This is a genomic window from Pseudomonas cistanchae, from assembly GCF_054483635.1.
On the sequence record NZ_JBTLWN010000007.1, the window covers coordinates 214,345 to 234,043 of the forward strand.

Sequence of the window (19,699 nt, forward strand, 5' to 3'; positions counted from 1 at the left end):
ACCCAATCCTCCTGAATGGCTTCAGGCACCGGGCACGGGCAGAGGTTCTGCCTGTTTTTGCAAGGTGGCGTGGGCGGCCCCGGTATCGAGCGTGTGCAGCGGGGCAAAGATGCCGGCGATAAAGGCGCTGATGGTCTGATCGTCGCCATACACCGTCGCCAGGTGAGCGTCAGCGTTGCGCAGGTGGCGTTCGAGCTGGGCGCGCACAGCATCGGCGCCAAGCAAGGCGACCAGGGTGGATTTGTCCTTGTCCTTGGTCACATCCTTGCCGATGGCTGCACCGTTTTGCAGAAGGTGATCGAGCAGGTCGTCGAACAGTTGGAACGCTTGGCCCAGCTCAAGGGCGAAGCTGCGCAGGGTCATCCGTTTCGAATGGTGGCTGCCGGCAATGATCGCTGCCATTTCCAGGGTGGCGCCAAACAGCGCGCCGGTCTTGTGTTCGTTGGTGGCAGCGATTTCTTCCGCCGTGCGAGCCCGCGCTCCCTCGCGCAGGTCTTCGTACTGTCCCTTGACCAGGCCTTGCATGCCGATCGAATTGGCCAGCTCGCTGACCAGTTGAGTGCGTATCGCCGGAGCGATGTCGTTGGTCGAGGCGATCACGCTGAACGCTCGGCTCAATAGCGCGACAGCTGCGAGGATGGCGACGTCCTCGCCGAAGTGCAGGTGAATGGTCGGGCGTCCGCGGCGCAGCCGAGCGTTGTCCATGCATGGCATGTCGTCCAGCACCAGCGACGCCGAGTGGACCATTTCCACCGCGCAGGCCAGGTCGAGCAGTGCCGGGTGGTCGTAGCCGAGATTGCGCGCTGCCAGTATCAGCAGCATCGGGCGCAGGCGCTTGCCCGGCGCCAGGGTACTTTCGCCCATTGCCAGGGCCACCAGATCGCGCTCGCCACCGGCTTTAGGCAGCAACTCGCCCATGCGCCGCTCGAACTCCTGGCGAATCGCTGCGATATCGCAAGGGGTTTTCCTGGGAGCCACCGACTGTGCATAAGACGCCATGAACCGATCCTCATTGTTCGATGACCCTCACCACGCATCTCGCTGCTGAGTCGAGGGTCCGGTTTTCGCCATATCACGCCGCGGGTGAGTCTGCGGTGTGATTTTTCAGGGAACGCTATGGGCAAAGCACTGCCTTAAAACTAGCGATTGTTGTACCCGAGTTGGACAAAACCGGGTCGCGTAGAAAAGTGACCGCGTCATCTGGGAAATATTCCCTAAATCAGGAGCCGACATGACCAGCGTCGATGTGCTGACCCGCAAGAATGACCATCTGGACATCGTGCTGGACCCATTACGGGCGGCTGCGCCTGCGCAAACCGGCTTTGCCGCCTACCGCTTGCGCCATTGCGCGCTGCCACAGCTGCACCTGGATCAGGTTGACTTGAGCGCTTCGCTGCTCGGTAAGCAGCTGAAGGCACCCTTGCTGATCAGCTCGATGACCGGCGGTGCGGCGCGGGCGTCCGGTATCAACCGGCACCTGGCCGAGGCCGCCGAAGCCCTTGGTATCGCCCTAGCCGTCGGCTCGCAACGGGTGGCACTGGAGACCGGCAACGACCAGGGCTTGACCCGTGAATTGCGCCGCCTGGCGCCGAGCGTGCCGCTGTTGGCCAACCTGGGTGCGGCGCAGATCGTCGGCGAGCACGGCCTGGAGCTTGCCCGGCGGGCGGTTGGAATGATCGACGCCGATGCGTTGATCGTGCACCTGAACCCATTGCAGGAGGCCGTTCAAGGTGGCGGCGACCGCGACTGGCGTGGTGTGCTTGAGTCCATTGGCCGGGTTGCGGCGGCGCTGCCGGTACCGCTGGTGGTCAAGGAAGTAGGGGCGGGCATTTCTGCGGCAGTGGCCCAGGCGCTGGTCGAGGCAGGCGTTGCGATTGTCGATGTGGCCGGGGCCGGCGGCACCAGTTGGGCAGCGGTCGAGGCCGAGCGCGCGCAAAGTGCTGCCGATCGCCAGGTAGCCATGGCATTTGCCGGCTGGGGCATTCCCACGGCCGAGGCGATCATTCTGGCACGTCAGGCGCTGCCAACCACGCCGTTGATCGCATCTGGCGGCATCCGCAGCGGCATCGACGTGGCCAAGGCACTGCGCCTCGGTGCCGACGTGGTCGGCCAGGCCGCCGCCGTGCTGAACAGCGCTACGGCTTCCACCGAGGCGGTAGTCGAGCACTTCGAAGTCGTCATCCGCCAGCTGCGAATCGCCTGCTTCTGTACCGGTTCCGCTGATATCGCCGCGTTAAAACGTGCGCCAATCAGCGTCGAGCGCACATGGGTGGATCTGCCCTCATGAGTCATCTGGGCGTTATCGCACCGCCGTTCTTCAGCCATTTCCGCGCGCTGGAAAACCTGGGCGTGGAGCTGATCGAGCGTGGCCATCAGGTCACCTTCATTCACCAGCAGGACGCCGCAGCGCTGCTCGCCGACCCACGGTTGGGTTTTTCTGCGGTCGGCCTACGCAGCCATCCGCCCGGCAGCCTCGCGCGCAGCGTACGGATTGCCGCCAACCCCGGTGGCCCGCTGGGCCTGCGCCGGGTGATCGAGGACCTGAGCCGGACCACCGCCATGCTCTGCCGGGAGGTACCGGCCGTGCTTGATGCACTGAATATCGATGCGCTGATCGGCGACCAGATGGAGGCCGCCGCCGGTCTGCTCGCCGAGGCCACGGGCCGGCCGCTGGTCTCGGTGGCATGTGCGTTGCCGGTCAACCGCGAAGCGGGCGTGCCGCTGCCGGTCATGCCGTTCGCCTATTCGCGTAGCGAGCAGGCGCAACGGCTGTATCAGGGCAGCACCCAGGTGTACGACTGGCTGATGCAGCCACACCGCCGGGTGATTGAGCAGCACGCCGCCGTGTTCGGCCTGTCGCGCCGCGGCGCCTTGCATGAATGCCTGTCCCCGCTGGCGCAGATCAGCCAGACAATTGCCGGGTTCGATTTTCCGCGCACTGCGCTACCAGCCTGTTTTCACCACGTCGGCCCGCTGCGCCCCGCCCAGCGCGAGGAGCAAACGCTGAGCATGTCGGTGGCGGCGGACCGGCCACTGGTGTTCGCCTCGCTGGGCACCTTGCAGGGCCAGCGTTTCGCCTTGTTCCGGCGCATCGCAGCGGCCTGTCGCACGCTCAATGTGCAGTTGCTGCTGGCCCATTGCGGCGGCTTGAGCGAGGCCCAGGCGCGGCGGTTGCGGGCGAGCGGGGCGACCTGGGTGACTGACTTCGCCCCGCAGCGCGCGGCGCTGCAGCGAGCCGATGCGGTAATCAGCCACGCGGGCCTGAACACGGTGATGGACGCAATCGCCACACGCACGCCGATCCTGGCGCTGCCGATCGCCTTCGACCAGCCGGGAGTGGCGGCGCGGGTGTGCCATGCCGGTATCGGCCTGCGTGCCTCGGCTCGCTTCGCCAGTGCGCAGAGCCTGAGTGTGCGGCTACGCCAGGTGCTCGAGCAGCCTTTGCTGCGTACCCACCTTGAGCGGCTGGCTGTCGAGCTGGCCGCCGCCGGCGGTACCTTGCACGCTGCCGATATCGTCGAGACGGTGCTGAGCAGCGGTAAACCGGTGCTTGCGGAGCAGGTTGCATGAGCCGCGCCGCGCACACCCCTGGCGCTGGTGACCAGGCAAGCGAGCGCAAGCAGGCAACCGACTATGACCTGATTCTGGTGGGCGGCGGCCTGGCCAACGGCCTGATCGCCTGGCGCCTGAAAACGCTGCGTCCGCAATTGCGCCTGTTGTTGTTGGAGCAGGATGAGCAACTCGGCGGCAACCACACCTGGTCGTTTCATGACGCTGATCTTAGCCCCGCCCAGCACCAGTGGCTGGAGCCGCTGATCAGCCGGCGCTGGCCGCGCTATCAGGTGATATTCCCGCAGCGCTCGCGCACGCTTGCCAGCGGTTACGCCAGCATATTTTCCGACGACTTTGCCCGGGTCATCGGCCCCGCATTGGGCGATGCCTTGCAAGTGAACACGCCGGTGCACAGCCTGACGCCCACCAGCGTGTGCCTGGCCAGCGGCAAAATGCTCGGCGCGGCGGCAGTGATCGATGGCCGCGGCGCGCAGCCGAGCCCGCATCTGGCAATCGGCGTGCAGGCGTTTCTCGGCCAGTTGCTCCGCCTGCGCCAGCCCCATGGCCTGGAGGCGCCGATCATCATGGACGCCAGCGTCGATCAGGCGGGTGGCTATCGCTTCGTCTACGTGCTGCCGTTCGATGCCGATACCCTGTTGATCGAAGATACCCATTATGTCGACCGCGTCAGCCTCACCGCCGAGCAGTTGCGTGGTCATATCGCGGCGTATGCCGCCAGCCGCGGCTGGCAGATCGATACGCTGTTACGCGAGGAGCAAGGCGCCTTGCCCATCGTGCTGGCTGGCGACTTCGACGGCTTCTGGCGTGAAGCCTACGGCCTGCCACGCAGCGGCCTGCGCGCCGGCTTGTTTCACCCCACCACCGGTTATTCGCTACCCCATGCGGTACGGCTGGCCGACGCCATTGCCAACCTGGAAGACCTCAGCGCGCTTGCGCTGTTCGCCACCATTCGCCAGGAGGCGCAGCGGCAATGGCAGCGTCAGGGCTATTTCCGCCTGCTCAATCGCATGCTGTTTCTGGCTGGGCGGCCGGAGCAGCGCTGGCGCGTCATGCAGCGCTTTTATGGCTTGCCGGAGGGGCTGATCCAGCGCTTCTACGCCGGCCGACTCAACCCGTTCGACAAGCTGCGCATCCTCGTCGGCAAACCGCCGGTGCCGGTCGCCGAGGCCGCCAGGGCGGCGCGTTTGTCCAATCCGCACCGAATCAGGAACAACTCATGAGCCAACCCAAACGCGCCCTGGTAATCGGTGCTGGCTTCGGCGGCCTGGCCCTGGCCATCCGCCTGCAGGCAGCGGGGGTACAGACCACACTGCTGGAAAAACGCGACAAGCCGGGCGGCCGCGCCTACGTGTATGAAGACCAGGGCTTCGTGTTCGACGCCGGCCCCACGGTGATCACTGATCCTTCGGCGCTGGAAGAGCTGTTCACCCTGGCGGGCAAGCGTATGGCCGATTACGTCGAGATGCTGCCCGTCGCGCCGTTCTACCGGCTGTGCTGGGAAGATGGCTCGCACTTCGATTACGCCAACGACCAGGATGCCCTCGACCGCCAGATCCACGCGCGCAATCCGGCGGATGTCGCCGGCTACCGGCGCTTTCTCGCCTATTCCCAGGCAGTGTTCGAGGAGGGCTACATCAAGCTTGGCGCAGTGCCGTTTCTGTCGTTCCGCGATATGGCCCAGGCTGGCCCGCAACTGGCCCGCTTGCAGGCCTGGCGCAGCGTCTACGCGATGGTGTCCAAGTTCATCGAGGACGAGCAGCTGCGCCAGGCGTTCTCCTTTCATTCGCTATTGGTGGGCGGTAATCCGTTCGCCACCTCGGCGATCTACACCCTGATCCACGCCCTCGAGCGGCAGTGGGGCGTGTGGTTTCCCCGCGGCGGCACCGGCGCGCTAATACGCGGCCTGGTGCGGCTGTTCGAGGACCTTGGCGGGAAGCTGGAGCTGAATGCCGAAGTAGCGCGCATCGAGGTCGAAGCCGGCCTGGTCAGCGGCGTGCGTCTGGCCGACGGGCGCAGTTTCGCCACCGATGCGCTGGCGTCCAATGCCGATGTGGTGCACACCTACGGCGCGTTGCTCGGCCATCACCCGCGTGGCGCCAGCGAGGCGAAGTCGCTGGTGCGCAAGCGCTTCAGCAACTCGCTGTTCGTGATCTATTTCGGCGTTGATCGCCAGTACGACCTGCAGCACCACACTGTCTGCTTCGGCCCGCGCTATCAGGGTTTGATCGAGGACATTTTCAAGCGCGACAGCCTGGCCGATGATTTCTCGCTGTACCTGCACGCACCCTGCGTCACCGACCCCGCACTGGCGCCGCCCGGTTGCGGCAGCCATTACGTGCTGGCGCCGGTGCCGCATCTGGGCAACGCGCCGCTGGACTGGGCGGTGCAGGGGCCGCGCTACCGCGACCGCATTTTGGCGTACCTGGAACAGCGCTATATGCCGGGCCTGCGCGACGCCATCGTCACCAGCCGCATCTTCACCCCCACGGATTTTCGCGACGACTTGAACGCCCATCACGGCTCGGCCTTTTCCCTCGAGCCGATCCTGACCCAGAGTGCCTGGTTTCGCCCGCACAACCGCGACAACACGCTCGGCAACCTGTACCTGGTGGGCGCCGGTACCCATCCCGGCGCTGGCGTGCCAGGCGTGGTCGGGTCGGCCAAGGCCACCGCCGGGCTGATGCTGGAGGACCTGGCATGAACGAGGCGTTGTACCAACATGCCAGCCAGACCATTGCCGTCGGCTCGAAAAGCTTCGCGGCCGCCTCGCGCCTGTTCGACCCGCAGACCCGGCGCAGCGCCTTGATGCTGTATGCCTGGTGCCGTCATTGCGACGACGTGGTCGATGGCCAGGAAATGGGTTTCGCCGCCCAGCCGCTGACGCCGCACGACGGCGAACAAGCCCTTGCCGAGCTGTACCGCCTGACCCAGCGCGCCTATGCCGGCGAGCCGATGACAGTGCCGGCTTTCGCTGCATTCCAGGAAGTCGCCGTGCGCCATCGAATTCCGCAACGCTATGCCTTCGAGCACCTGCAAGGCTTCGCCATGGATGTGCGTGAGCGCTGCTACTTCACGCTCGACGACACGCTCGAGTATTGCTACCACGTCGCCGGCGTGGTTGGCCTGATGATGGCGCGGGTGATGGGCGTCGAGGACGAGGCCACGCTTGACCGTGCCTGCGACCTGGGCCTGGCGTTTCAACTGACCAACATCGCCCGCGATATCGTCGAGGACGCCGCCATCGGTCGTTGCTACCTGCCCGTGCAGTGGTTGGACGAAGCGGGCATTGCGCCTGAGCAACTGACCGCAACGGTGCACCGCGAGGCGCTGGCTGGCCTGGCCAGGCGCCTGGTCGAGCACGCGGAGCCGTACTACGCCTCGGCGCAGGCCGGCATCGCGGCGCTGCCGCTGCGTTCCGCCTGGGCCATTGCCACGGCGCGTGGGGTGTATCGGGAGATCGGTATCAAGGTCAGGGCCCGTGGCGCCCAGGCGTGGGATCAGCGAGTGTCCACTTCGAAACTGGACAAGCTGCGTCTGGTTACCTGTGCCGCCGGTTTTGCCCTTGGCTCGCGGAACCTGAGCGCGCCGCCGCGTCCCGAAGCGCTGTGGCAGCGGCCTCGCTAGGCTTTTCGTCAGCCTTTTTCAGTGGCCCGTCATGCGCCTCGCGCAGTTGCCGTTTGAGCGTGGCAATGGGCGGCGCGTAGATAAAACCAAAGGACACGCAGCCATCCTTGCCTTCCACCGCATGGTGCATCCGATGGGCCTGGTAGAGCCGCTTGAAATAACCGCTGCGCGGCACGTAGCGAAACGGCCAGCGGTGGTGAACCAGGCCGTCATGCAACACGAAATAGATCACCCCGTAGGCGGTCATGCCGGCGCCTATCCATTGCAACGGATAGGCGCCCGCCGTGCCCAGCGCGATCAGCACAATCGCCAGGCTGGCAAACACGGTGGCGTATAGATCGTTCTTTTCGAACCAGCCCGTGCGCGGCTCGTGGTGCGAGCGGTGCCAGCCCCAGCCCCAGCCATGCATTACGTGTTTGTGCGCAACCACGGCAATCCACTCCATCACGGCGATGGTGAGCAGGACCACACCTGTATTCAGCAAAATGCTCATCGTTATCTCATTAAAAACGCTGGCTGATCTTACGTAACGAGCGTACCTCGACCTACAGAAAGCTGACTCAACATAGGCCTGTTAGTTCGGCGTGTGCGCTGCGCCTAGTTCGTCCAGACTAGGGCTTCCTGGCTTTCGCCCGGGGTTTCTTTTTCGCGGCAGTGGCCAGTTCGATCCAGGTCGGCGCGTGGTCGCTGGCATGGGGCAGGTCGCGCACCCAGCGGTGTACGCCGGCATCGACCAGCATCGGCGCCACGGCGTCGCTCAACAGCAGGTGGTCGATACGCAGGCCCGAGTTGGTTTGCCAGTGCTGGCGGAAATAGTCCCAGAAGGTATAGATGCGCTCCTCCGGGTAACGCTCACGCAATGCGTCGGTCCAGCCCTGATCGAGCAGGCGCTGAAAGCAGGCGCGGCTTTCCGGCTGCAGCAGCGCATCCTTTTTCCACGAGCGGGTGTTGTAGATGTCCGCATCGGTAGGGATGACGTTGTAGTCGCCGGCAAGCACCACCGGATGGCCAGACTCGAACAGGCCAGCGGCATGGCTGATGAAACGTTCGAACCAGGCCAGCTTGTAATCGAACTTCGGCCCCGGCTGCGGGTTGCCGTTGGGCAGGTACAGGCAGCCGATGATCACGCCATGGGCCGCCGCTTCCAGGTAGCGGCTCTGGCTTGGGTCGGGATCGTCCGGCAGCCCGCGGCGGATCTCCAGCGGCTCCATGCCCTTCGCCAGAATCGCCACGCCATTCCAGGATTTCTGCCCCTGCCAGATCGCCCCGTAACCGGCGTCGCGGATGTCATCGATGGGGAAGGCGTGGTCGTCCGCTTTCAACTCCTGCAGGCACGCCACATCGGGCGCTTCGCGGTCCAGCCAGTCCAGCAGGATCGGCAGACGCGAGCGAATGCCGTTGATATTGAATGTCGCGATTTTCAGGTGAGTCACGGGTATGCCTTACCGTTGGTTTTCTGCGCGTCGCTGACGCGCGAACAGCCGAGCCGGCTATCCATTCGGACACGCCCAGCGATAGAAGATTTACCAGGCCGGACGACCGGCGGGTTATCCCAGTTTGGCCAGCGTGGCGGGATCGGGCTGGCCGTCATAGAAAGCATCGAGCACCTGCTGGAACGATGAGCCTGGCGCCGACACCGCCGCGAACAGGCTCATGCATGAGCGCAGCTTCAAGTCATCCGGCGAACCGAAAATTCGCGTCGCAGAGCGCTCATGGCCTTGCAGCAAGGCCTGCGTGCAGCGCTCAAGGCGAGGGCCGAGCAGCGGATGCTCCAGGTACGCGCGGGCCTCGTCGGCACCGCTGATGCCGTAGTGCCTGGCAGTGGCGCTATGGCCGAGGCCCTGCAGCTGCGGAAACACGAACCACATCCAATGAGTGCGCTTCCTGCCCGCCTGCAATTCCGCCAGGGCCTGCTCGAAGATCGGTTGTTGCGCGTCGACAAATCGCTGCAGCTGATAGGGGTCGTTCATGGCGATAACGCTCGGTGGCCGGGCAGTAACCTTCAGACACCGAAGATGAACTTCAGTATCAACCCGCCGACGATCGTCACCACCAGCGGCGCGATATACAACTGATGGATCTGCGCCAGCACGCTGCTGCCAGGCACCTGCGCGCTGCGCTCGATCTGCTCCCTGCTGCGCTGCGTAACACCCTGGATCGACTCCCGCATCAGCTGATCATCAATCTCTTGCTCCAGCCGCTTCACCCGCCGCTGAATTTTCCAGCCGGACGCGCTAAGCGCCAGCCCGACAAAGAAAGCCAGGTAGATCAGCGCAAACACCAGGTTATCGAAGGTGATCAACTGATAGGGCGTTGGCGTCGGGCAGTACTGCCACAGCCAACCCAGGAACCCGGTATTGGCATACACGACATACACCAGATTGCGCAGCGGCGCGGCCATGGTCGAGGTAAAGGCACTCAGCATCAACAGCAGCGAAATCAGCGTCGACAGCGATGCCAAAACGGCCACGCCCATGCCGATGACGATGCGCACTCGGGCGTTGTTGCGGGCTTGTTTGATGTTCATGCAGGCATCCCTTAAATCCGTTTCCGGCTCCCTTGAACTCTGTCAGGGAAAGGGTGATTTAAGTTCATAGAACTGGGTGTTGGGGGGTGTCGCATTCAAGGTGTTATTCAAAACAACGCGGCATGTGCGGGATCACTACGCCGCCAAGGACATGAGCTAGCACGACATCTACAAGCACATCAAGAAGCTGCTGGAAGAGCGCAGTGTGCGGCGGGATCGTGCTGTATGAGTGTGAAGCGGCGCGATGATGGTCGCTGGTTGGCGGATGTTCAGCCTATCCGTGGTCAACGCTTCCGCACGCTCTTTGATACAAAGGCTGAGGCCTTGCGTTACGAGGCCTTCATTCTGGCCAATAAAGCCAAGGATGCCGGCTGGAACCCCAAGGCATCAGACTGTCGTAAGCTCTTGGAACTGGTGACGCTCTGGTATGACCTGCACGGCCACATGCTCAAGGATGGTATGCGTAGGAAATCCAAGCTCGATGCTCTGTGCGTTCGCCTTCGTAACCCCGTAGCTGCCAAGCTCGATGCTTCGGTTTACGCTCATGATCGGCGCGTTCGCCCTGAAAACGGCACTAGTCCTAAGACCCTCAACAATGAGTTGGGCTACCTGCGTGCGGTGTTCAATGAGCTTCGCGGCCTCGGCCAGATCGACTACGCCAACCCATTGGAGCTGGTTAAGCCATTCCGCATTGATGAGCGTGAATTGCCCTGGCTCACAGATGATCAGGTAACCATTCTGCTGGACGCCATCCGCAAGCAGTCGGACAACCCGCATGTCGAACCGATCACCTTGCTTTGCCTGGCAACGGGTGCGCGTTGGTCTGAGGCAGAAGGGTTAATCCCGGCTCGGTTGCGTAATGGTTCGGTGACGTATAGCAAGACCAAATCCAGCCGCGTCCGTACGGTGCCAATCGATCCGGCCCTGGAGACATTGATCAGGGATCATTGGAAGCGTCATGGCCCGTTCACTGGCTCAATCAGCTCGTTTCGCCGTGCCCTGGTTCGATCAGGAATCCAGCTACCGAAAGGCCAAGCCAGCCACGCTCTACGCCACACCTTCGCCAGTCACTTCATACAGAAGGGCGGCAACACCCTGACCCTGCAGAAGATCCTGGGTCACTCCAGCCTGGCTATGACAATGCGCTACTCGCACCTGGCCCCGGAGCATCTGGCTGAGGCGGTGAGGTTGAGTCCGTTGGCAGGGCACATTCTTCGCTTCACTAGATTGCCATGCCCTTCATTTCTAGCTTGGGCTTCATGCTTTGTAGCTCTGGCTGTCAGCGAACGACCCAACGCTGTCGCTCGTCAACGGTAGGTATCACCCCAAAGCAGCCCTTCATTCAGGATTACTTCTGGCCTTTTGCAGAAGCCTCTGAAATTGACTGAGCCTTTCGTTCCCGACGCCGGCAAAGCCAGTTGCGGATGTCTCGAACAATCATGCATATCGCACCAATGACTGTCAGCAGAACGAACGCACCAACAAACTGAGCGAGAAGTATGCCGCCGTTGTAGGCCAATGCTCGGTTGCCTTGTTCAAAGCTTGCGAGTGCCGGGCCTTGCGCCGCCATAAGGCAGCCCAAAGAAAGTACGCGGCTGAACGTTAGGTATTCCATGTTGTGCCTCCTTGCGATGGTCAAATCAGCCCGCGGTACTGCTTGCGCTTAGGGAATGCCATTCTGACCGCGACCGCGATCAGCACCAGACCAATGATGGCCGAAACACTGGAGAATCCAATGCTGAGCTGGATAGCTGATGCAAACTCTTCGGGATTGTGCTCCGCGGTGTACCAAGCCGAAGGTGAGCCGCGGTGCCCGGCGATATAGACGGAGCCGCTTGATATATCCAGATAGGCGGAAACGCCAACACCGATGCCTAGCAGCAGGAAGAAAAAGCCGAGAATCAGAACACTGAACATAAATAATCACCTCCTGGCATCGCGTCCTGCTCACTCACAGATGATCGTTCAATCAGCAGCTCTTGATTGAAGCGTGACACTTTCGGGACAGTCGACAAGTGTCGAAAGCAAAAACCCCCGACTTTCTCTATGAAAATCAGGGGCTTAAGGTGTTTCTAATTGGTGGAGCCGGGGGGATTTGAACCCCCGTCCGCCAGTTCTCCGCTGTTGGTTCTACATGCTTAGCCGTGTCTACTGAGTTAACCCTTGGCCGCCCGACGGGCAGGGTGCTTTGGGCGAGTTGTGTAATTTTTAGTCGCGTCGTCCACAACGTACTAAGCGACGATTCTGTTCTATATGACAATCATGTCGGGTTTACAGACATCCCCTAATGATTGCTGGAGCCGAAGCTACCAGAAGTGCGACTAGGCTGCTTACGCAGCTAGTTGGGCACCGTAATTGTCATCATTGGCAATTATAGAGTTTTGCAACAGTTTATTTACGAGTTCTGTTACCAACTCGGCATGCCCCTCGAGTTTCGCTACCGGCGTCGAATCCTAATCGGCCCCAAAACTTTCAGTGCGTGTTACTGGGACGGGAGTGTACGGCAAAGGTTCCACAGCGTCGACCCGCAATGCCGAGCGGGCGCGGGTAGACGCGCGCAGCTATGATTGCCATTCTGCTGCCTGCGCTGTCTTGAGGACTGGACCTTTTATGCCCCGCGAGTCCCGCTACCCCCTGCGTCAGTGGATCTGGCGCGCGTTCGTGCAAAGCGCGTTGATTCCCCTGGTTCTGGTGGAGTCAGTGCTGATCACCGTCTACCTGCTGAGCAATGCGGCCATTCGTGATGCGCAGATCGACCATCTGCAGGAAAGCGCGCTGGACGATCTGACCACGGCGGTCAAACGCGAAGGCCAGGTGATCGACAGCCGCCTGCGCTCGGTCGAGGAGCAAGTGCGGATCTTTCGCGACGCTGCGGTTACGGCCTTGCAGAACAAGGCCTTTCAGCCGGATGAGGTGGAGCACCAGCGCCACGCCATGACCGAAAACGGGGTGTATTACAGCAAGAGCGACGATGGCCGGGCCGCGTCCTTCTATGCCAACAGCACGCCGGTGGCGCAGCAGGATCACGCCAAGGCGCTGCGCCTGTCGCAGCTCGACCCGCTGATGCGCTCGATGAAGGCGGCCAACCCATTGGTTGCCGGGCTGTATTTCAACAGTTGGGACAGCTACAACCGCATCTATCCGTTCTTCATGACGCCGGAGCAGTATCCCCATGACATGGTGATCCCGGATTACAACTTCTATTACCTCGCCGATGCCAAGCATAACCCGGCTCGCCGGGTGGCCTGGACCGATGTGTACTTGGACCCGGCCGGGCAGGGCTGGATGATGTCGGCGGTCGCGCCGGTTTACCGCGATGATTTTCTGGAGGGTGTGGTCGGCCTGGATATCACCGTCGGCCAGATTCTCAGCGAGATCGGCGAGCTGGATGTGCCCTGGCAGGGGTATGCAATGCTAGTCAGCCACGACCACAACATCATGGCGCTGCCGCGCGCTGGCGAGGCCGATTTCGGTCTGCGCGAGCTCACCGAGTATTCCTACGCCGAAGCGGTGCGGCGCGAAATGCTCAAACCCGAGGATTTCAACCTAGGCAAGCGCAGCGAAATGCGCCCGCTGCTGGAGGCGATGGCGAGCGGCCAGAACAACGTTCAGGAGGTTCTCCTGGGTGGTCGCAAACAGTTGGTGGCCTGGAGCGAAATTCCGCAGACCGGTTGGCGGCTGATGCTGGTCGTGGATGAGGAAAACATCTTCCGCGAGACCAACCGACTGGCCGAGCGCTACCTGCAGATCGGCTACCTGCTGATCGCTGGCTTGGCGCTGTTCTACGTGTTGTTCTTCGCCTGGATGTGGATGCGCTCGCGGCGTCTGAACGAGCAGCTGGTGCAGCCGATCGATGGCATCGTCGGCATGATGGAGGAACTCGGCAAGGGCAATTTCCAACCGGCAGCGCCTCACAGCCAGATCGTCGAACTGGTCGATATGGCGCGGGCGGTGCAGCACACCGGCGAGCAGTTGCAGGTCAGTGAGGACAATCGTCACAAGGCGCAACAGGTGTTGCAGATTGTCCTGGACAGCACCACGGAAAGCCTTTGGGAGGTGGATGTTGCCAACCTCCATATCAGCCTCAGCGGGCGCTTCGCCAAGCGCTTTGGTTTGCCCGCCGAGCAGATGAGCTTCAGCGACTTCAACCAGCGCGTGCACCCCAACGACCTCGAGCGGATTCGCCATCTGCGGCAGCTATTCGTTGCCAGTGGCGAAGACAAGTTCGAGGCCGAATACCGCTATGCCAACGCGCACGGCGACTACGCCTGGCTGCTCAGCCGCGGACAGGTGCTGGAGCGTGATGCCAATGGCCGTGCGCTGCGGGTGGCCGGTACCCACGTGGATATCACCCGACTCAAGCAGGTGCAGGATGAGTTACGCAGCGCAACGCTGGAAGCACAGGCGGCGAGCCAGGCCAAGAGCCGCTTTCTCTCGAGCATGAGCCATGAGCTGCGCACGCCGTTGAACGCGATCTACGGCTTTGGCCAATTGATTGAAATGGAAGCACAGGACAAGCCCGAGGCCAGACAGGAAGCGGATTACGCCCGCGAGATCGTCAACGCCAGCCGCCACCTGACCTCACTGGTTGACGACATTCTCGACCTGTCGAGCATCGAAAGCCGCCGCCAGCAGCTGCAGTTGCAGGCGGTGGAAGTGGGTGCGCTGCTCTCCAGCTGCGCCGAGCTGGTGCAGCCGGAGGTGTTGCAGCGCCAATTGCAGCTGCATGTGCTGGCGGAGGTGGACAGCGGCTTGTACGTGCAGGCGGATGTTCGCCGGCTGCGCCAGGTGATGCTCAACCTGCTGTCCAATGCGATCAAGTACAACAGCCCGCAGGGCTTGATCACCATGGGCTTCGAGGTGCGTTCGGACTGCGTGCGGTTGTGGGTCGAGGATAATGGCTCGGGTCTGACCGAAGAGCAGCAGGCGCAATTGTTCCAGCCGTTCCAGCGACTCGGCCGGGAGAATTCGAGCATTCCCGGGACCGGCATCGGCCTGGTGCTGTGCCGCGAACTGGCGAACCTGATGGGCGGCGAGATGGGCTTCAGCAGTTCGGCAGGCCATGGCAGCCGGTTCTGGATCGATCTGCCGGGCGCTCCGGTGCCAGGTACGGTGGACGAGCCTGCCGCAGTGGTTGCCACGCCTGCGGCCCAATCACTGGCGGACGTGCTGTGCGTGGAGGATCACCCGGTTTGTCTGCGCGTGGTGCAAGAAGCGCTGCGCGGTTTTGCCAACGTGCGCGGCGCAGGCTCCGTGCGTCAGGCCTGGGCTGAGCTGGAAGGTGCCACGCCGACCTTGCTGCTGCTGGACCTGGACCTGCCGGACGGCAATGGCCTCGAGGTGCTTGATGCCATGCGCCGGGACCCGCGGCTGCGCGCGGTGCCGGTGCTGGTGATCAGTGCGTCGGCTGATGTACAGGAATTCGAGGAGGCGCGTCGACATGGCGCCCAGGCATGCCTGGCCAAACCCATCGACCTGGTGGAGATTCGTCAGGTGGCCTTGGCCCTGCTGAGCCAAGGCCACTGACGGCCTATTCGCTGCCTTGCAGCAGAAGCAGCGCTTCGTCGAGCACCTTTACCGACTGGCTGTGATCGCCAGCCTTGTGCAGGCTTTCGCCTTCGGCGCGTAGCGCCTGCACTTGCGCAAGGACGGTGGCGTCGGCAGGTGGATCGCTTTTCAGCAGTTCGTCGATCTTGGCCATGTCGGCTGGGCAGTGCATGGCCAGGGCTGAGGTACTCAACAGTGCAGCGGTGAAGAAAGCGGTAAGACGGCGCATGGTGACTCTCCTCGTTGACGGAAAAGCCAGTATAGGAAGTAAACGGCGGCGCGCCTGACTGATCGGACGGCGGCAGTGGCGTTGGCTGACGACGCGCCGAGGCAATCACTCTGGCGCCTGCGCCTGCGCCAAGGAGGGCTGTTTTGCCCGCGATACTCGGTCCACCAGGTAAACCAGGCCATGGTAATCGATGCCGCCGTGCTGGCTGAGGCCGATCTCGCACGTACGGCTGGTGGAAATGCCTTCCGCGCAGCTGCTCACCGCAGGCTTGAGTCCGCGCAATGCATGGCCGTTCAGCTCGGGGGTGGTGAAGCCTTTGTCACCCGCAAAGCCGCAACAGTGGATGCCTTCCGGAATCACCACGTGCTTGGCGCAGCGCTGTGCGATATCGAGCAAACCCTGGGCCTCACCCAGGTGCTGGGTGCTGCAGGTCACGTGCACGGCCACCGGTGCGTCCTGGGGCGTCAGCTCCAGGCGGTCGAGCAGTTGTTCGCGGATGAACCGCACCGGGTCGTACAGCTTCAGCCGCGTATCCAACCCGTCCTGCAACAGGCGCAGGGCGCACGGGCTGGTATCGCAGTAGATCGGATCGAGGCCACCTCGGCTGGCAATCAGCAAGGCGTCGATCAGTTCCTGGCGCTTGCGCTCGGCCTGCTCGGGGTAGCCTTTGGAGGCGAACGGCTGACCGCAGCAGAGGCTGTCGAGCTGCGCCGGATAAATCACCTGAAAGCCCGCCTTGTCGAGCAATGCGCGGGTCTTGTCGATCAGCGGCAGCTGTTCGCTGTCGCCAGGCGCGGGGCCCATCGCCCGCGATACGCAGGCGGCGAGATAGACAACGCGCGGACGGTCGTCGGTGTTCTCCTGGGGCTGGCCCAGGTCCAGCCGGTAGATCGGCTGCGGCATCGCGGGCGTCCACAACGGCACGCGGCCTTTGCTGGCCTTGCTCAGGGCGGCGGACGTGCGTCCCAGCAGATTCTTGCCCATGACCATTCGCGCGCCGTTGGCGACGTGCAGGGTGAAGCGCGCGGCCAGCATGGCGCTGTGAAAGTTGTTGGCCAGCCACTCGGCGTTGCGGCCGTTGTCTGCGCTCTGCGCGCGCAGCTTGCGCACCAGGTCGCCAGTATTGATGTTCACCGGGCAGCGCTGGGCGCACAGGCCGGTGGCGGCGCAGGTGTCGACGCCCTGGTATTGGTAGTCGCGCTCCAGGGCGGCGGTGTCGATGCCGGCGCGTTTTTTCGCCTGGATGTCGCGCCAGATGACGATGCGCTGGCGCGGGCTCAGGGTCAGCTCTTTGGACGGGCAGACCGGCTCGCAGAAGCCGCACTCGATGCATTTGTCGATGATCGGGTCGGCGGCCGGCAGCGGCTTGAGGTTCTTCAGGTGAATATCGGGATCGTCGCTGAGCACTACGTCCGGGTTGAGAATGCCGGCAGGGTCGAGCAGGCGCTTGATGCGCCACATCAACTGGTACGCCTGGCTGCCCCATTCCAGCTCAACGAAGGGCGCCATGTTGCGCCCCGTGCCGTGCTCGGCCTTGAGCGAGCCACCGAACTCGACCGCCACCAGCTGGTTCACGTCATCCATGAAGGCGGCGTAGCGGGTGATTTGCTGCGGGTCGTCGAAGCCTTGGGTGAAGACGAAGTGCAGGTTGCCCTCCAGCGCATGGCCGAAAATGATCGCCTCGTCATAGCCATGCTTGTCGAACAGCCCGATCAGCCGGTTAACGCCCTCGGCAAGCTGCTCGATAGGGAAGGTCACATCCTCGATGATTACGGTGGTGCCGGTCTGGCGCATCGCGCCGACCGCGGGGAAGGTGTCCTTGCGGATCTTCCAGAGCTGGTTGTAGACCAGCGGGTCCGTGCTGAAATCGACCTGCTTTTCCACCGGGTAATGGGCGATGGCCGCCATGATCTGCAGCAGGTGTTCCTGCAGCAGGCTGTCGCTGGCCGCACGGGACTCGATCAGCAGTGCGCACGCGCCCTGGGACAGCGCCTTGACCCACTCCGGCATGCCCGGCTTGTTCTCCACCGAGCGCAGGCTGCGTCGATCCAGCAACTCGACCGCAGACACCGGCTGCTGCTTGAGTGTGGTGACGGCATGGCAGCAGGTCTCCACATCGGCGAATACCAGCAGGGCGCTGGCCCGATGCGGGTGATCGTCAACGGTGTTGTAGGTCACCGCGCTGATGAAGCCCAGGGTGCCTTCGGAGCCGACCATCAGGTGGCTGAGGATATCCAGCGGCTGGTCGAAATCGATCAGGGCATTGAGCGACAGGCCAGTGGTGTTTTTCAGGCGGTACTTATGGCGAATCCTGGCGGCCAGTTCAGCGTCGGCGCGGGTCGCGCGTGCTAGTTCGCCGAGCTGTGCGAGCAGTTCCGCGTGACTGACCAGAAAGCGCGCCACGCTGTCCGCGTCTTCGGTATCCAGCACGCTGCCGTCGGCGAGCACCACGCGAATGCCGGCCAGGGTGTGGTAGCTGTTCTGCGCGGTGCCGCAACACATGCCGCTGGCGTTGTTGGCGACGATGCCGCCGATCTTGCAGGCATTGATCGACGCCGGGTCCGGGCCGATCTTGCGCTGGAACGGGGTCAGCAGCGCGTTGGCATGGGCGCCGATCACCCCGGCCTGCAGACGGATCTGGCGGCCCTGTTGGCGAATCTCGCGGCCATTCCAGTTGTCGCCCAGGGCGATCAGTACCGAGTCGGAAATCGCCTGGCCGGACAGGCTGGTGCCGGCGGCGCGGAAGGTCACCGGTACGCCTTCGGCCCTGGCTGACCTGAGCAGGCCAATCACCTCATCTTCACTCTCGACGCGCACCACCAGCTTGGGAATCAGCCGGTAGAAGCTGGCGTCGGTGCCGAATGCCAGGGTCGACAGCGGGTCGTCGAAGCGACGCTCGCGCGGTATCAGGCGTTGTACCTCGGCAAGAAAAGCGGCGGGCAGGCTCATGGGCGCTCCGAACGTTGTCGATATCGTTGTCGATAGGTGTCAGAGCTCAGGCTGGGCGACCCAGTTCACGCACCAGCGAATCGGCGCTTATTTCCCTGATCGACCTGGCGCCGGTCAGTACCATTGCCACACGCATTTCTTTCTCGATCAGGTCCAACAGGTTGCTCACCCCGGCTCCGCCGGCCGCGGCCAGGGCGTAGATGAAGGCGCGCCCGAGCAGCACGCTGTCGGCGCCGAGGGCGATCATCCGCACCACGTCCAGGCCGGTGCGGATGCCCGAGTCGGCGAGAATCGTCAGGTCGCCCTTCACCGCGTCGGCAATTGCCGGCAGCGCGCGGGCGCTGGACAACACGCCATCAAGCTGACGTCCGCCGTGGTTGGACACGACGATGCCGTCGGCGCCGAATTTCACCGCATCCCTGGCGTCCTCGGGGTCGAGTATGCCCTTGATCACCATAGGGCCCTCCCAGAAGTCGCGAATCCATTCCAGGTCCTTCCACGAAATCGACGGGTCGAAGTTCGCCCCCAGCCAACCGATGTAGTCGGCCAGCCCAGTAGGGCTATTACGATAGGCAGAAATATTGCCCAGGTCGTGGGGGCGGCCGAACAGGCCGACATCCCAGGCCCAGGCCGGATGCGTCACGGCCTGCAGCATGCGGCGCATCGCCGCGTTCGGCCCGCTCATGCCGGAGTGGGCGTCGCGGTATCGGGCGCCGGGCACCGGCATGTCCACGGTGAACACCAGGGTGGTCACGCCGGCGGCCTTGGCGCGCTCCAGCGCATGTTTCATGAAGCCGCGGTCCTTGAGCACGTAGAGCTGGAACCACATCGGGCGATCAATGGCCGGCGCGACTTCCTCGATGGGGCACACCGATACCGTCGACAGGGTGAAGGGAATGCCCTTGGCGGCCGCTGCCTTGGCCGCCTGCACTTCGCCGCGCCGCGCGTACATGCCGGTCAGGCCCACCGGGGCCAGCGCCACCGGCATCGACAGGTTTTCGTTGAACAGCCGGGTTTCCAGGCTCAGCTCGGACATGTTGCGCAACACGCGCTGGCGCAGGGCGATGTCGGCGAGGTCTTCGACGTTGCGCCGCAGGGTGTGTTCGGCATAGGCGCCGCCGTCGAGGTAATGGAACAGAAACGCTGGCAGCTTGCGCTGTGCGGCGGCGCGGTAGTCGGTGGAGGCGGAAATGATCATGGTTCACCCCTGAAAGCGGAGAAGGCTGTCGCTGTTGAAGGCCGGGCGGTCC

Annotated in this window: 17 protein-coding genes and 1 other RNA gene; 7 read left to right on the forward strand and 11 right to left on the reverse strand. The window is 63.3% G+C overall.

Features of this window, described 5'->3' with window-relative positions:
- Positions 1-21 precede the first annotated feature (21 nt).
- Positions 22-999 carry a polyprenyl synthetase family protein gene (locus ACX0MV_RS19135; protein WP_458984083.1) on the reverse strand — a complete coding sequence of 326 codons (978 nt, stop codon included), beginning with the start codon at positions 997-999 and terminating at the stop codon, positions 22-24.
- Between the two features lie 232 nt (positions 1,000-1,231).
- Here ACX0MV_RS19135 and fni point away from each other — a divergent pair, with 232 nt between their 5' ends.
- Genes fni through crtB form a run of 5 tightly spaced genes read left to right on the forward strand, consistent with a single transcriptional unit; the run spans position 1,232 to position 7,197 of the window.
- On the forward strand, positions 1,232-2,287 hold the full coding sequence (fni, locus tag ACX0MV_RS19140) for a type 2 isopentenyl-diphosphate Delta-isomerase (RefSeq protein ID WP_458984084.1): 1,056 nt from the start codon (positions 1,232-1,234) through the stop codon (positions 2,285-2,287).
- Positions 2,284-3,570: a glycosyltransferase gene (locus ACX0MV_RS19145; RefSeq protein WP_458984085.1), complete on the forward strand. Its 1,287-nt coding sequence runs from the start codon at positions 2,284-2,286 to the stop codon at positions 3,568-3,570. Before fni ends, ACX0MV_RS19145 begins: the two co-directional genes overlap by 4 nt.
- Positions 3,567-4,793, forward strand: coding sequence for a lycopene beta-cyclase CrtY (gene crtY, locus ACX0MV_RS19150; protein WP_458984086.1), 1,227 nt, complete (start codon positions 3,567-3,569; stop codon positions 4,791-4,793). The genes ACX0MV_RS19145 and crtY overlap by 4 nt, the downstream gene beginning before the upstream one ends.
- Complete coding sequence (locus ACX0MV_RS19155; RefSeq protein ID WP_458984087.1) at positions 4,790-6,274, forward strand: phytoene desaturase; 1,485 nt, start codon at positions 4,790-4,792, stop codon at positions 6,272-6,274. Before crtY ends, ACX0MV_RS19155 begins: the two co-directional genes overlap by 4 nt.
- On the forward strand, positions 6,271-7,197 hold the full coding sequence (gene crtB, locus ACX0MV_RS19160) for a 15-cis-phytoene synthase CrtB (RefSeq protein WP_458984088.1): 927 nt from the start codon (positions 6,271-6,273) through the stop codon (positions 7,195-7,197). The genes ACX0MV_RS19155 and crtB overlap by 4 nt, the downstream gene beginning before the upstream one ends.
- Here crtB and ACX0MV_RS19165 read toward each other — a convergent pair.
- From ACX0MV_RS19165 to ACX0MV_RS19180, 4 genes are all read right to left on the reverse strand, one after another.
- Positions 7,112-7,690 carry a sterol desaturase family protein gene (locus ACX0MV_RS19165; RefSeq protein WP_458984089.1) on the reverse strand — a complete coding sequence of 193 codons (579 nt, stop codon included), beginning with the start codon at positions 7,688-7,690 and terminating at the stop codon, positions 7,112-7,114. The two genes, crtB and ACX0MV_RS19165, sit on opposite strands and share 86 nt — an antisense overlap.
- Positions 7,691-7,808: 118 nt before the next feature.
- Positions 7,809-8,630 carry an exodeoxyribonuclease III gene (gene xth, locus ACX0MV_RS19170; RefSeq protein WP_458984090.1) on the reverse strand — a complete coding sequence of 274 codons (822 nt, stop codon included), beginning with the start codon at positions 8,628-8,630 and terminating at the stop codon, positions 7,809-7,811.
- Between the two features lie 114 nt (positions 8,631-8,744).
- Positions 8,745-9,167, reverse strand: coding sequence for a DUF1810 domain-containing protein (locus ACX0MV_RS19175; RefSeq protein WP_458984091.1), 423 nt, complete (start codon positions 9,165-9,167; stop codon positions 8,745-8,747).
- Positions 9,168-9,199: 32 nt separating this feature from the next.
- Positions 9,200-9,724 carry a YniB family protein gene (locus ACX0MV_RS19180; RefSeq protein WP_458984092.1) on the reverse strand — a complete coding sequence of 175 codons (525 nt, stop codon included), beginning with the start codon at positions 9,722-9,724 and terminating at the stop codon, positions 9,200-9,202.
- 225 nt (positions 9,725-9,949) lie between these two features.
- Between ACX0MV_RS19180 and ACX0MV_RS19185 the strand changes: the two genes are divergently transcribed.
- Complete coding sequence (locus tag ACX0MV_RS19185) at positions 9,950-11,041, forward strand: phage integrase (protein ID WP_458984093.1); 1,092 nt, start codon at positions 9,950-9,952, stop codon at positions 11,039-11,041.
- A 31-nt stretch (positions 11,042-11,072) separates the two neighbouring features.
- Here the strand turns inward: ACX0MV_RS19185 and ACX0MV_RS19190 are convergent, their stop codons facing one another.
- From ACX0MV_RS19190 to ssrA, 3 genes are all read right to left on the reverse strand, one after another.
- Positions 11,073-11,339, reverse strand: coding sequence for a hypothetical protein (locus ACX0MV_RS19190; RefSeq protein ID WP_458984094.1), 267 nt, complete (start codon positions 11,337-11,339; stop codon positions 11,073-11,075).
- A gap of 20 nt (positions 11,340-11,359) precedes the next feature.
- Positions 11,360-11,641 carry a hypothetical protein gene (locus tag ACX0MV_RS19195; protein WP_458984095.1) on the reverse strand — a complete coding sequence of 94 codons (282 nt, stop codon included), beginning with the start codon at positions 11,639-11,641 and terminating at the stop codon, positions 11,360-11,362.
- 160 nt (positions 11,642-11,801) lie between these two features.
- Positions 11,802-12,189, reverse strand: a transfer-messenger RNA (tmRNA) gene (gene ssrA, locus ACX0MV_RS19200).
- A 145-nt stretch (positions 12,190-12,334) separates the two neighbouring features.
- Between ssrA and ACX0MV_RS19205 the strand changes: the two genes are divergently transcribed.
- Entirely contained in the window at positions 12,335-15,250 is a 2,916-nt protein-coding gene (locus ACX0MV_RS19205) for a hybrid sensor histidine kinase/response regulator (protein ID WP_458984096.1), read from the forward strand.
- A gap of 4 nt (positions 15,251-15,254) precedes the next feature.
- Here the strand turns inward: ACX0MV_RS19205 and ACX0MV_RS19210 are convergent, their stop codons facing one another.
- The 3 genes from ACX0MV_RS19210 to lldD all read right to left on the reverse strand — a co-directional run bounded on the left by ACX0MV_RS19210 (position 15,255) and on the right by lldD (position 19,647).
- Positions 15,255-15,500 (reverse strand): hypothetical protein, encoded by a 246-nt coding sequence (locus ACX0MV_RS19210; protein ID WP_458984097.1) that lies wholly within the window; start codon positions 15,498-15,500, stop codon positions 15,255-15,257.
- 105 nt (positions 15,501-15,605) lie between these two features.
- Positions 15,606-18,449 (reverse strand): FAD-binding and (Fe-S)-binding domain-containing protein, encoded by a 2,844-nt coding sequence (locus ACX0MV_RS19215; RefSeq protein ID WP_458984098.1) that lies wholly within the window; start codon positions 18,447-18,449, stop codon positions 15,606-15,608.
- Positions 18,450-18,495: 46 nt separating this feature from the next.
- Positions 18,496-19,647, reverse strand: coding sequence for an FMN-dependent L-lactate dehydrogenase LldD (lldD, locus tag ACX0MV_RS19220; RefSeq protein WP_458984099.1), 1,152 nt, complete (start codon positions 19,645-19,647; stop codon positions 18,496-18,498).
- Between the last annotated feature and the right edge of the window lie 52 nt (positions 19,648-19,699).